Annotated in this window: 13 protein-coding genes; 4 read left to right on the top strand and 9 right to left on the bottom strand. The window is 42.0% G+C overall.

The window, feature by feature from the left end:
• Positions 1-14 precede the first annotated feature (14 nt).
• Both ACAY00_RS01715 and ACAY00_RS01710 read right to left on the bottom strand, forming a co-directional pair.
• On the bottom strand, positions 15-236 hold the full coding sequence (locus ACAY00_RS01715) for a TIGR02922 family protein (protein ID WP_371376385.1): 222 nt from the start codon (positions 234-236) through the stop codon (positions 15-17).
• A gap of 134 nt (positions 237-370) precedes the next feature.
• Positions 371-1711: an NAD(P)/FAD-dependent oxidoreductase gene (locus ACAY00_RS01710; RefSeq protein ID WP_371376382.1), complete on the bottom strand. Its 1341-nt coding sequence runs from the start codon at positions 1709-1711 to the stop codon at positions 371-373.
• Between the two features lie 84 nt (positions 1712-1795).
• On the opposite strand from ACAY00_RS01710, the gene ACAY00_RS01705 reads away from it, so the two are divergent.
• Positions 1796-2371, top strand: coding sequence for a GNAT family N-acetyltransferase (locus ACAY00_RS01705; protein ID WP_371376380.1), 576 nt, complete (start codon positions 1796-1798; stop codon positions 2369-2371).
• Positions 2372-2375: 4 nt separating this feature from the next.
• On the opposite strand, the gene ung is transcribed toward ACAY00_RS01705, so the two are convergent.
• The 6 genes from ung to ACAY00_RS01675 form a co-directional block, all read right to left on the bottom strand.
• Positions 2376-3056 carry a uracil-DNA glycosylase gene (gene ung / locus ACAY00_RS01700; protein ID WP_371376377.1) on the bottom strand — a complete coding sequence of 227 codons (681 nt, stop codon included), beginning with the start codon at positions 3054-3056 and terminating at the stop codon, positions 2376-2378.
• Between the two features lie 14 nt (positions 3057-3070).
• Positions 3071-4360, bottom strand: coding sequence for a threonine synthase (thrC, locus tag ACAY00_RS01695; protein WP_371376374.1), 1290 nt, complete (start codon positions 4358-4360; stop codon positions 3071-3073).
• A gap of 5 nt (positions 4361-4365) precedes the next feature.
• Positions 4366-5319, bottom strand: a complete 954-nt coding sequence (gene thrB / locus ACAY00_RS01690) for a homoserine kinase (RefSeq protein ID WP_371376370.1) — start codon at positions 5317-5319, stop codon at positions 4366-4368.
• Complete coding sequence (thrA, locus tag ACAY00_RS01685) at positions 5319-7775, bottom strand: bifunctional aspartate kinase/homoserine dehydrogenase I (RefSeq protein ID WP_371376367.1); 2457 nt, start codon at positions 7773-7775, stop codon at positions 5319-5321. Before thrA ends, thrB begins: the two co-directional genes overlap by 1 nt.
• 265 nt (positions 7776-8040) lie before the next feature.
• Positions 8041-8733, bottom strand: a complete 693-nt coding sequence (locus ACAY00_RS01680) for a M48 family metallopeptidase (protein ID WP_371376364.1) — start codon at positions 8731-8733, stop codon at positions 8041-8043.
• Between the two features lie 12 nt (positions 8734-8745).
• Positions 8746-9078, bottom strand: a complete 333-nt coding sequence (locus ACAY00_RS01675; protein ID WP_371376361.1) for a YebG family protein — start codon at positions 9076-9078, stop codon at positions 8746-8748.
• Positions 9079-9523: 445 nt separating this feature from the next.
• On the opposite strand from ACAY00_RS01675, the gene ACAY00_RS01670 reads away from it, so the two are divergent.
• Positions 9524-9862 (top strand): DUF3718 domain-containing protein, encoded by a 339-nt coding sequence (locus tag ACAY00_RS01670; protein WP_371376358.1) that lies wholly within the window; start codon positions 9524-9526, stop codon positions 9860-9862.
• A 109-nt stretch (positions 9863-9971) separates the two neighbouring features.
• Here the strand turns inward: ACAY00_RS01670 and ACAY00_RS01665 are convergent, their stop codons facing one another.
• Complete coding sequence (locus tag ACAY00_RS01665; protein ID WP_371376355.1) at positions 9972-10721, bottom strand: SDR family oxidoreductase; 750 nt, start codon at positions 10719-10721, stop codon at positions 9972-9974.
• 318 nt (positions 10722-11039) lie between these two features.
• On the opposite strand from ACAY00_RS01665, the gene ACAY00_RS01660 reads away from it, so the two are divergent.
• Together ACAY00_RS01660 and ACAY00_RS01655 are read left to right on the top strand one after the other, a co-directional pair.
• Entirely contained in the window at positions 11040-11231 is a 192-nt protein-coding gene (locus tag ACAY00_RS01660; protein ID WP_371376352.1) for a PA3496 family putative envelope integrity protein, read from the top strand.
• A gap of 105 nt (positions 11232-11336) precedes the next feature.
• Positions 11337-12629, top strand: a complete 1293-nt coding sequence (locus ACAY00_RS01655; protein ID WP_371376350.1) for an amidohydrolase — start codon at positions 11337-11339, stop codon at positions 12627-12629.
• Positions 12630-12682 lie beyond the last annotated feature (53 nt).

Raw genomic sequence — 12682 nt, 5'->3', positions numbered from 1 at the left:
AATGGTGCATATGCTTAAGCAATTTGCGACATTGACAATACGCGTTCACCGATTTTATTTAACACGTTCACCTTGCCTTCACAGACCGCCACAATCGAGGCTTTCTTTTTAAATTCATCAGGAATAATAACTCGACCATGTTGAGAAACGGGTAAATCCATAACCTGATGTTTTAGTTCTAATGAGTCGACATCATAATAAATGATGGTCACGCATTTTAATTCAGAATCTTGCATAAGTTTTAGCACCTTTTTGACTTTATTATTATCTTGGCTTTCACGAGCTTTGGTCTTAACGCTTTAAAATGGGTCAAACTTTAACCAATGGTTGATAACCAATCAACAAGTTTATCAAGAGTTTTTTCAATAAGTTAAAAGAATTTGTCTTTGATCAAACCATAGTGAAAATAGCCCCATTGACCTACTCGTCTTAACGCCGGTAATGGAAATTTAGGCAAGTTTTTTTGATAAAGCGGTATATTAGGTAACGCTTTTCCTGCAATTTTATCGGCTAAACGCTTACCAGCTTGGACAGAAAACGACACTCCGTTACCGCAGTATCCCATAGCATAAACTACATTGGAATTATTTTCCGCGCTATTAATATGAGGTATATCGTCCAAAGACATGCAAATCCAACCAGACCAAGCGTGTTGATAGGTTAAATTTGCCAACGCCGGAAAACTTTGCTTCAACACCTTTAATAATCTGTTGGCATAATAAGGATCTTCGGCTGACTTTCCGGTTATGGCACCGCGACCACCAAATAAAATACGATTATCTGGCAATTTACGGTAGTAGTATTTTAACGCTCGAGTGTCCATCACCACATTCGAGGTTAAGAAGTTACATTGTTGGATTTGTTCTTCACTTAATGGCTCGGTAACAATAATTTGCGATAATACGGGCAATGTTCTATTGGCCACACTTAAGTGCAATCCTTTTGGGGTATAGCCATTGGTTGCCAATACAACTTTGCTGGCTTTAACTCTGGCTTTTGGGGTGACCAAAACCTGCTTGTTGTCGGACTCAGTCCAATGCAACACAGGAGTTCCTGGGTGAATACGAACCCCTTCAGCTCTTGCAAGACGCTGATAGCCCCAAGCCAGTTTTAGTGGGTTAATGCCAATACCGTCGTGAAACCGAATCGCACCATAGGCATTTTGATCGGCCATAAATTGCTGATGGATATCTTCTCTAGATAAAATATCAACCTGATAGTTAAAGCGTTTTCGCAACAATTTAGCTTGTTCAACGAGATCTGGAAACATCGAAGCTTTATGAGCAACACGAATATAACCAGGCGTTTGTGGATCGCAATCAATCCCTTCATCGATCAAACTTTTAACCGTTTCAACCCCGTCACAAACCTCTTGATAAATCCCTCGCATGACTTCTTCGCCCCACTCTTTGGCCATATCTGACCATGGTTTACGTCCAGTCGATTTCAAGATAAAGCCAGCATTGCGACCGCTACACCCCCATGCTGTTTGGTTTGCCTCTAAAACGATAGCTTTAATGCCATATGCTCGTGCTAAGTGTAAGGCACATGATAAACCAGTATAGCCAGCGCCAATAATCACGACATCGGCATCAATATCTTGAGTTAATTGACCATCATCTAAAGGGGCTTCTCCCGAATGTTCACTCCAGTAGCTGTTGGGGTATGGGTTGTTTTCACCTGGATGGCGATCATGAAGAGGATCGTACATGCTTTATTTTCATTATTTTCTGCTTTCAATATGGCTTAATCATGGCAAAATAGACGACAAAATCCCAGTCAAAAATAAGAATCTATGTTGAAAAAAGATAATATTTCCTATCATCCAATGACCCAAAATCACTTTGATGCCATTATTGCACTTGGTAATCAGGTTCATGGTGACGGTTATTTAAATCACACTAATATCAAGGACTGGTACCAGAAAGGGATCAAAAATCAGATTAATGCGAACTATGTTGCCTTAGATGGTGACCAGTTAATTGCCTTTAGGATTTCTTTTGCCCCTGAAAATTGGGCCGTCGATAAATGGTACAGCCCAGAGCTCTGGCACACAGCTATCGCTGACACCGCATATTTTAAATGCAATACGGTGGCGGCAAACTACCGCGGCCTTGGTATTGGTTCTGAGTTACTTCGCCTTTCCATTGCGAGTTTAAAACAGCAAGGTGCGAAATCTGGGGTAAGCCATCTATGGCGCCAAAGTCCAGGCAATAGTGCCGTAGGCTACTTTAGTAAATGCGGTGGGGTGTTGGTAAAGGATCATCCCGATAAATGGCATCAAGACAGCAAAGAAGGTTATGAATGCACCTTATGTGGAAATGACTGCCACTGCGTAGCAGCCGAAATGATCATCTATTTTGAGCAATAAAAATCTACAATAATGGCAATTGCCCTGGCGGTAATTGCCAATCAATTGGTTGCTGATTTTGCTTAACAAGTGCTTCATTGGCTAAAGAGAAATGCTGGCAACCAAAAAAACCGCGATAAGCAGACAAAGGTGACGGATGCACCGAATTTAATATGGTGTGTTTATTGGCATCAATATGCCGCCCTTTCTTTTGTGCATGCGATCCCCAAAGCATAAAGACCACCCCTTGTTTGAGCGTATTTAGTCGTTCGATCACTTTATCGGTATAGGTTTCCCAGCCTAATTTTGCATGCGAATGTGCTTTACCCTGCTCAACGGTGAGGACGGTATTTAACAATAAAACCCCTTGCTCTGCCCAATAACTTAGGTTGCCATGCTCTGGTATCGTAAATTCCGCATACTCGTTAGCTAACTCTTTGTATATGTTAACCAAAGAAGGAGGGGGTTTAACCCCTTCTTTGACCGAAAAAGCCAAACCATGAGCCTGCCCTGCACCATGATATGGATCTTGACCAAGGATCACGATTTTAACCTCATCAAATGGGGTTAATTCAAACGCCCTAAACACCTCTTCCGATGGTGGATAAACAGCAACTCCTTGCGCTCTTTGTGCCTTGATGTGCGCTTGCATTGCGATAAAGTAATTTTGTTGTTGTTCAGCGTCTAATAACTGTTGCCAGTTCATCGATGTTTCCTAGGTTAGGCCAGCAAATATGCCCTTAATGTTGAAAACTCAGTGCCTATATCTTGTGACAAGGAGCGCTCTGCAGCACAATCTGCGAGCTCTTTGGGTAGCCCTAACGGACAACCAAGGATACTTTCAACGGTTTCTTTAAACTTAGCCGGGTGGGCGGTACCTAAGAATATACCAAATTCTTCTGGCTCAAGGCTATATTGCAATGCTTTATATGCCACACAGGCATGTGGCTCACTGATGTAGCCTTTGCCATTGAGCCTGTGCATCGCAATTTGCGTTTGCTCTTCATCGATCATGCCCGCAACCAAGCAGTCGGCAGGGACTAGACCTGAACGCAATAAATGCTCTACCCGAGGCCAGTTATTGGGTTTAGACACATCCATCGCGTTAGAAATGGTAGCGATGGTCTCTTTCGGCTGCCACTGGCCGGTGGTTAGATACCTTGGCACGGTATCGTTTAAATTGGTAGCGGCGATAAAGCGCTTTATTGGTAGCCCCATCGCTTTTGCCAATAAACCCGCAGTCAAGTTACCAAAATTACCACTGGGTACGGAAAATACCAGATTATCTAAATGGCCACGTTGGCGATAGACTTGAGCAACTGCCTCAAAGTAGTAACAGATTTGTGCTAACAAACGCGAAATATTAATCGAGTTGGCGGAATTTAAACCGATGGCTTGCGCTAACTCGGTATCGTCAAAACTTGCTTTTACTAACGATTGACAGTCATCAAAAGTTCCATCAACGGCCAGAGTGTCAATATTACCACCCAAAGTGGTAAACATTTTTTCTTGCAACAAACTGATTTTGCCTTTGGGGTACAAAATCACCACCCGAATATTTTCAAGACCATGAAAAGCATGAGCAACCGCAGCCCCAGTATCACCCGATGTAGCGGTTAAAATCGTGATAGGTTGTTGCTTTGATTGGGTAAATTTTTGCAAACACTGAGCCATAAAACGAGCACCAAAGTCTTTAAATGCTAAGGTGGGTCCATGGAACAACTCCAACACCGCATTTTGGCTGTCAATGGGCTGAATAAGCGCCGAAAAATTAAAAGCTTTGGTAATGATGTCGCTAAAATCGGCTTTACTGATATCTTCTTCAACAAACGGATACAATAAACGGGCACTGCGCTCAACCATAGGTAAAGCCAGTAATTGGTCGATTTCATCTGAAAAATCTGGGATGTGTTGTGGAAAAAATAAGCCTTGATTTTTCCCCAAGCCTTGGCGCACAGCTTGAGCATATGAGACTTCTTGTTCAGGGTGTTTTAAATTAAAAAACTTCATTATGTTTATTCCTCAATAACTCTGGCACCTTGCATATCTATTTGACAGGTGTGTAAAAATCCTTGTTCTGATTGTAAGTATTCCGCTTCTAAGTACTGACAGAGGGTTTGTGCAATACTAAGGTCGTCACAAACAGCAAACAACGTTGGTCCTGATCCTGAAATCCCTGCCGCTTTGGCTCCATGTTGGAGTAAATAGTGTTTAGTTTGACTGAACTTAGGCAATAATGTTGCCCGATACGGCTCAGCGACCACGTCTTCAATATAAGATAATGCTTGGGCATTATTTCCACGATGACAAGCATCAATAAAACTGGCCAGTGATTGACCGAACTTTATAAGATCAGAGCGACTATAGTGGCTTGGTAACACATCGCGGGCTTCTTTCGTCGACATTTTTATACCAGGATATGCCATTAGCCAGTAGGTATTTTTTAGTGGGGGGATCGATTGTGAAATAATGTCCTTATCACTGACCATCATTTGCATGCCCCCCAAATAACATGGGGCAACATTATCATAATGTAAACTACCGCTAATTTTAGCTTCCATTTGCCCCATCAAGTGCAATAGTTGGGGTTTAGTAAAAACCTTCTGATAATATTCATTTAAGGCCACTAACGCCGCCACCACGGAACAAGCACTCGAACCTAAACCACTACCAACGGGCATTTTTTTGTCTAATTCTAAACTCACAGCTTCAACTGTTTTACCCGCTAAGACCAGCTTTTGGTTAAAACTGAGCATACATTGCCAGACAATGTTTTGCTCTGAATTTTGTGGCAATTTGTCAGCAAACTCGCCTCGCACTGACAGTTCATTCTGCCCCGTATGTGATTTCTTAATGCTCACCACATCCCCTAACAATTCGCCTGAAATGGGTTGAACGGCCATACCAAGGACGTCAAAACCAACACTGACATTACCGATTGAGGCTGGAGCAAAAACTTTTAAGGTCATTATAACTCCTGCTTCCACGCTTGAGTTCTTAGTAAGTCACCAAAGACGCCGGCGGCGGTAACTTCAGCGCCCGCGCCATAACCGCGTAATACTAGGGGAATAGGTTGATAATATTGACTTTGTATGGCTAAAGCATTTTCACCATCTTTAATGCCATATAAAGGGTGAGAAGCGTCAACCGCTTCAATGGATACCCGACACTCTCCTTGGCAAATAGAACCTACGTAACGCAGCACTTTCCCATCTTTTGCAGCATTTTCGACCCTTTCTTTAAACTCTTGATCGAGCTGTTTGAGGTTATGTAAAAAATCATCGACACTGCCACTGGCATCAAAATCTTGCGGTAATACCGATTCAACTTTGATATTTTGCAACTCCAAAACCATGCCAGCTTCTCTGGCCATGATAAGAAGTTTACGCGCAACGTCCATCCCACTTAAATCATCGCGCGGGTCGGGTTCGGTAAAACCATGGCTTTTAGCGATGTTCGTGGCTTCAGATAAGCTAATGCCTTCATCAAGTTTGCCAAAAATATACGATAAAGAGCCAGATAAAACACCTTCAAATTGATTCAGGCTATCACCGGCCTTAAATAAATTTTGCATGGTATCAATAACCGGTAAACCCGCACCCACGTTAGTTTCATATAAGAATAACCGGTTGGTGGAACGGGCCGCTTCGCGAAGCTTCAAATAATAGGCCCACGAGTCGGTATTGGCTTTTTTATTGGGGGTAACGACATGAAAGCCCTCGGCTAAAAAGTCGGCATAAGTCATAGCCAACTCTTCACTGGAAGTACAATCAACGAGCACCGGATTGATTAAATGCTGGCTGCGTACAAAAGCTTTAATGTTTTCTAAACTCACCGCTTTAAGGTCACTTTTTAGCGCCTCTTGCCAATGCTGTAAATCAATTCCATTGGGTTCAAAAGCCATTCCTTTACTGTTGGCGATACCATACAGTTTTAATTCAATGCCTTGTTGGTTTAAATACTGTTGCTGACGGCCAATTTGAGCAATCAACTCACTACCGACCACGCCACAACCAACCAAAAAGGCATCAATGGTTTGACGATGAGAAAAGAAGTTTTGATGGCATACTTTTAACGCATCGGTACATTTTCGTTGTTCTATAACCACCGAAATACTGCGCTCAGAAGAATCTTGAGCAATGGCCACCACATTCACTCGGGCCTGAGCTAATGAGCTAAAGAGTTTACCCGCAACCCCTCGTTGTTGGTGCATACCATCACCAACGAGTGACACGATAGATAAATGTGATTGTAATTCAATAGGTTCGAGTAGCTGGTTTAATAACTCCAGCTCAAACTCAGCTTGCAAACTTTGTTGAGCCCGATACGCTTCACTGGAGTAGACACAAAAACTGATACAATATTCTGATGAAGATTGTGAAATCATCACCAAAGAAATGTTTTCACGGCTCATACAAGCAAAGACTCGACTTGCCATCCCAACCATGCCTTTCATGCCTGGCCCTGATACATTAATCATGGTTAATTCATCAAGGTTAGAAATCGCTTTAACTTGTTTTAACCCCTTATCTTCATTGGAAATTAAAGTACCTTTAGCGTCGGGGTTGGTGGTGTTTTTAATTAAACAGGGGATATGATGTTGGGCAATAGGTCCAATGGTCTTAGGATGCAACACTTTGGCGCCAAAATACGATAGCTCCATCGCTTCTTGGTATGACAAGTGATCCAACAGCTTGGCGTCTTTAATTAACCTAGGATCGGCGTTAAACACGCCATCGACATCGGTCCAAATTTCACAGCACTCAGCATTGGCACAAACTGACAATACCGCCGCCGAATAATCAGAACCATTTCGTCCTAATGTTGTAAGTTGGCCTGATGGCGCAGAGCCAATAAAGCCAGGCATCAAACAAATGCGTTCATTTTGACTATATTTTTCAACGTACAATTGACGACATAAAACCAAATCGGCAACCGCATTTAACGAGGATTCATTGGTTTTTAAAAAGGCTTCGGGTTCAAGCAGAGTTAACTGTTGCTGTTCTCGTTGCAGTAGCGACTCCAAAATAGCCACGCTTAAACGTTCGCCTAGACTGATCACACAAGCACGAATATGGTTTGGGCAATGGTTTAACATAGCCGCGCCCGTTAACCAGCGGCTTAATTGATGCTCCCATCTTGCAAGTGCTTGTTCTGCATGTTGTCGATTAAAGTAACGTTGAGATGATGACAGACCGTCAAATATATTGGTTATAGCGTGAACAAGATGAGCAATGCCCTGCTCTAGCTCTGCGCCTTCTAATAGATTTTCCGTTAACGCCACCAAATGATTAGTGATCCCCTGCGGAGCCGAAACGACCACCGCAATTGGCGATTGCTGGCTTTTATTTTCAATGATTTCGGCAACCGTTAAAAACCTGTCTGCATTTGCAAGTGATGAACCACCAAATTTCAATACTCTCATTTCGCTACCCTTCCTCTGTGATCCTACTTTTTCAATCCCTTAAACTACAAAGCCCGTGAGCTTTGCAGGTCACGGGCTTTTTATTGTTTAGATTCAATGCATTAGCCAATAACCGCCATTTCCAGAGAAATGCTGGTAATACGTGTTATGGTGGTGCGCATTAAAATAGTCATATAACTTACTCTGCCCTAGGGCAATGTTTATGTCAATAATTTATAAACAATAATTAACATTTTATTAGCTTTTTAAGGGTGTGCAAAATAGGCTACCAAACCAAATCACCTTGATGTTTTTTCAACCAATCTTTTGCTGGTTTTATCGGTTGGTAAAACGTCTCGACTAATTGCCAAAAGGCGCTGGAATGATTCAAATGTTTTAGATGGCATAGTTCATGGATAATGACGTAGTGGATAACCTCCATTGGTGCCATCACGAGAAGCCAGTTTAACTTGACGCGTTGGTGATTATCACAACTGCCCCACCGACTTTTATAAAGTCGAATGGTTAAACTGCTTGGATTTAACTTGGTTAAAGCCTGCATTTTTAAGGTTTGTTCCGACAAAATGGTTTTGGCCTGTTGAATGTACCATTGCTCCAACAAAGCCTTAATGTGGATTGCTCTTTTTGGGTGATGAAAAAACGTATTGGAGAGTTCAACCACTAGGGTTGTCGGCCTTTGTTGAACGCGATTATTTATCCCTTGTTGTATATCCAAGGTTAATGGCTGACCAAGATAAAAAAACACATCGCCTTGGGTAAATTGACGGGTTTTACTGGTGGCAAGCAACGTATTTTGTTGGGCTATTTTTTGTTTGATCCAATCTTGCTTTTGGCGCACAAGCTGCTGGATTTCAGACTCTGCAACATAGCTTGGCGCCAACACCCGAAGTTTTGCCTGTTTGACTTGCAAACTAATGGTTCGACGACGGTTGCTTCGAACCAGTGTATAATCTAACACCGATTTTATATCTTAACTTGCCGTTTTTAGAGGTTTTACGTCGCTTACTTCGGCGTCTTTGTTGCTAGCTTTAGGTTGCGACTTTGTCTTAGCCACGGCCTTTTTCGTTTCTTTAGGCTTTTTCGCCTGTAATGCAACAAGCACATCTTCACGGTGTTTCGCCAAGTAGATACTGATGTCTTCTAACTGAGTTTCATTTAATTCCAATGCTGATTGTTCGAACAATTCGGACAAACTGTCTGCCATGTCGAGCATCTTGTCGTACTCGTCTGCACTTTTCTTGTCCATAAATGTTTCAACCTCCACTCCATTACGAATTACTACAAACCGACTTTCTACTGCCATGCTGTTTCCTTTTCTTGTCAATAACCGGCCGATACTGGCTCTTTAGATTACGTTGTTCTGTTCTCCATTATTAGGTTGTTGTATCTTATTGCAACACCAACCCCTTTTACATGGATATACATCCAGTATATTAGCGCTATCTCACCCTTATTAGCAATCATATTTTAAATTTAAGCAAAATTTCATCGTATATTTTCTACCGTTTATCGACATTTATCGCAATAAAATTGGCGCATTGCCGACGCCATGTAAACAAATATGTCAGGGCTTTTGCAATTTTTTGCTAGTTATTTCGCTTAGCACATGAATTTATTATAAAAATCTTTTTTATTAGGGTGATGAAATTGTCATGCCCTGTTACACCCTGACGAGTTTGATTTACATTTTTTTGTTCAAATTAAGCCAAAATTATAACTGTATCGTCAGTCATTCGAAGGAGTTGAACATGAAAACCTTAAATATTGTTACTCGATTATCAGTCGTATCTGCCCTTGTCTTTTCGCTTAGCATTCAGGCTCAAGGCTCTCTTAACCCACAAATCGAAAGTGCGTTAATTGAAGTGTGCAAGTCGGTACAAAAAGATAACGTCTGGCATTTGCGTAAAACCATAAAGAGTCACCGCCTCAATGAGGGAAAAGTGGCAAACGCTGTGGTATGTAATGGTGAGAATATTATTCAATTTGCCGAATCAGCAGAGGCTTATAAAACGGCTCAACATTTAAATAAGCGTTTAGGCGGCAGCGAAATTGTTGATCTCGCCCAGGTCGTTCGAGTTGATTTTTAACTCAGATTGCCTAGCCATTTGAGCCGTCGGCGTGACCGTAATAATAAGCATGGAGTGCACGCCATGCTCTTTTTGAACTGATCTAGTGTCGACAGCTTATTGCTTAAATTTAACTGAATTTTCGCAACACAAAAAGTGGCATGAGTTTGAGGAGGTAGCGCATTATCGCCCATGGCCATGTCGGGACGAAAGCTATGTTTACCTCCTTTTCAATAGCGTTTACGATGGCGTCACACCCTCTCTCAACATCGACAATAAAAGGGGGGTTCTTATCGGCGTCGGTGATTTCAGTACGGATATAACCCGGATGTATCGTTGATATTTTTATTGGCGTGTCTAAAACATCAATGCGAATACCTTCCATAAGGGATGCTAGTGCGGCTTTGGTGGCAGCATATACATTCATTGAACGACGAAATCCTCGTTGTGAACTCACCGAAGATATGGCTACTAGATGGCCTGCATTTTGAAAGCGAAAGATTTCCATGGCAGCTTCGCACTGAGCCAGTGCCGCGATAAAATTGGTATTGGCCGTGCGCTTATTGGCTTCAAAATAACCGGTACCAATAGATGCGCCTTGGCCGATGCCGGCATTAACAATGACCCGGTCTATGTGGCCAAATGTTTCTCGTGCTTGTTTAAATACCTTAAATACCTGCTCATGATCATTAACATCTAACTTATAAATTGCGACTTTTACATGAGGCCACTGCAAAAATATTTGCTCCTTCAACGCCTCTAAATTATCTTCTCGGCGAGCACACAAAATCAAATCACGCCCAAGGGCAGCAAATTTTAATGCCATGGTATAACCTAAACCAGAGCTGGCACCGGTTATTAAGATATTTTTGCGCAACATAACAATTTCCCTTCTATTTTTTACATTTAAAATACCTTTATTCAGTGCGAAAGAAAAGAAACGACAGTAAAAGACCTTCCGCTCTCGCTAATTGATTGATTTAATTTAGCTTATAAAAACCGCCATTTATTACATCTTAATTACATCTGAATAGTCGCCGAAAGCTAAGAGCGCTCTGGCCTGACGGATTTCTGTGCAAATGATTCGTTTTTATATTTTTTTGTTTGACCTAAAGGAAAATTCTTCCTATCTTTCGAAATAAGTCAGGACTTATCGAGAGTCCTGACTTATGGCATTTTTGTTTATTTAGGAGTTGTCATGTCGAGAAGTAAAATTGTTGATGATCTCGAAATGGGTATTGATGATGCAGATTATCAAGACGATAGCTCTGCCAATTTAGATAAAGAAGTTGGTAATCAAGAGCACGCTAAAACTCGTCAGCGTATTGATGAATTGCTTGAGCGTAAACGTCTGAAAGAATTGCTTGATGAAGATGAGTGGGATCTTTAAGACGTCCATTTCATAATCCCCTGTTCGTTCAATAAACCTTTGTTTGAAATCCTTAATCTATGTCTTAAGCTAAAAGCTACAGACAGATTTTATTAAGGATTTCTAATGTTTAAACAAGCCTTTTTAGGATGGCTAATTGGGCTGATTTTTATGTCGCCTGCGGCCGCTGAAAATTGGTCCGAAAAAATACAAGCCATAGAATCAGAGGTGATTCAATGGCGCCGTCACTTCCATCAATATCCTGAATTATCGAATCGAGAATTTAATACCGCTAAGACCATCGCACAAGAACTCAGAAAAATGGGCCTTGAGGTTAAAACGGGTATCGCGCACACTGGGGTGGTCGCCATTGTTGATTCAGAAAAACCCGGCCCTGTGGTTGCCTTAAGAGCCGATATTGACGGCCTCCCCATTAGCGAAACAGCCAACTTGCCTTTTGCTTCAAAGCAAGTGAGCGAATTTAATGGTCAACAAGTTGGGGTAATGCATGCTTGTGGTCATGATGCACACATTGCCATGTTACTTGGTGCCGCCAAAATTTTATCTCAAAATAAGCAAGCTCTTACTGGTAAAGTAAAATTCATCTTCCAACCCGCTGAAGAAGGTGCGCCAGCAGAAGAAGAGGGTGGCGCTGAACTTATGGTTAAACAAGGGGTATTGAAAAACCCTGATGTTGACGTGATTTTTGGTTTGCATATCTGGTCAAATTTAGAGGCTGGCAAAATCAGCTATCGAGAAGGTGGTACTTTAGCCGCTGTCGATACTTTTAAGCTGGTGGTAAAAGGCAAGCAGGCACACGGCGCATATCCATGGAAAAGTGTTGATCCGATTGTCACTTCCGCTCAAATCATTCTTGCTTTACAAACCATCGTTTCTCGTGAATTAACGTTAATTGAAGACGCTGCAGTGGTGACGGTTGGCAGCATTCATGGTGGTGTACGAAGTAATATTATTCCAAGTGAGGTCGAAATTATTGGCACCCTGCGCTCATTAAACCCAAAGATGCGTGAGCAAATTAGGGAAGCGGTTCATCGCAAAGCAACCAATATCGCTGCCAGTATGAATGCCCAAGTGGATGTACTCCTCCCTTTTGGTGCCAATTACCCAGTAACCTACAACGACCCAAAGCTAATGCACTCTATGCTTCCTGCTTTAACTAACAGTTTGGGAGATGACAACGTGTTACCCGCCAAAGCCCAAACCGGCGCCGAAGATTTTTCGTTTTATCAGCAACAAGTTCCAGGTTTATTTCTTGGTGTTGGCGGTATGCCTAAAGGCCAATCGAGCTTAAAAGCACCAGCCCATCACACCCCAGAATTTTTTATTGATGAAAGCGGCTTAACCACCGGGGTTAAAACATTGGTCACCTTAACAACGGCCTATATGGCGAACCATTAACATGTTATGGCATTAAAAAAGGGATCTGACGATCCCTTTGTTATTAGACGTTA

The organism is Thalassotalea sp. 273M-4, assembly GCF_041410465.1.
GTDB lineage: Bacteria > Pseudomonadota > Gammaproteobacteria > Enterobacterales > Alteromonadaceae > Thalassotalea_A > Thalassotalea_A aquiviva.
The sequence above is the reverse complement of the archived record's forward strand: the minus strand, read 5'-3'. Positions and strand labels throughout refer to the sequence as shown.

Coding starts and splice junctions, on each gene's coding strand:
- ACAY00_RS01715 (WP_371376385.1), bottom strand. CDS start 236: ATGCAAGATTCTGAATTAAAATGCGTGACCATCATTTATTATGATGTC.
- ACAY00_RS01710 (WP_371376382.1), bottom strand. CDS start 1,711: ATGTACGATCCTCTTCATGATCGCCATCCAGGTGAAAACAACCCATAC.
- ACAY00_RS01705 (WP_371376380.1), top strand. CDS start 1,796: ATGTTGAAAAAAGATAATATTTCCTATCATCCAATGACCCAAAATCAC.
- ung (WP_371376377.1), bottom strand. CDS start 3,056: ATGAACTGGCAACAGTTATTAGACGCTGAACAACAACAAAATTACTTT.
- thrC (WP_371376374.1), bottom strand. CDS start 4,360: ATGAAGTTTTTTAATTTAAAACACCCTGAACAAGAAGTCTCATATGCT.
- thrB (WP_371376370.1), bottom strand. CDS start 5,319: ATGACCTTAAAAGTTTTTGCTCCAGCCTCAATCGGTAATGTCAGTGTT.
- thrA (WP_371376367.1), bottom strand. CDS start 7,775: ATGAGAGTATTGAAATTTGGTGGTTCATCACTTGCAAATGCAGACAGG.
- ACAY00_RS01675 (WP_371376361.1), bottom strand. CDS start 9,078: ATGGCAGTAGAAAGTCGGTTTGTAGTAATTCGTAATGGAGTGGAGGTT.
- ACAY00_RS01670 (WP_371376358.1), top strand. CDS start 9,524: ATGAAAACCTTAAATATTGTTACTCGATTATCAGTCGTATCTGCCCTT.
- ACAY00_RS01665 (WP_371376355.1), bottom strand. CDS start 10,721: ATGTTGCGCAAAAATATCTTAATAACCGGTGCCAGCTCTGGTTTAGGT.
- ACAY00_RS01660 (WP_371376352.1), top strand. CDS start 11,040: ATGTCGAGAAGTAAAATTGTTGATGATCTCGAAATGGGTATTGATGAT.
- ACAY00_RS01655 (WP_371376350.1), top strand. CDS start 11,337: ATGTTTAAACAAGCCTTTTTAGGATGGCTAATTGGGCTGATTTTTATG.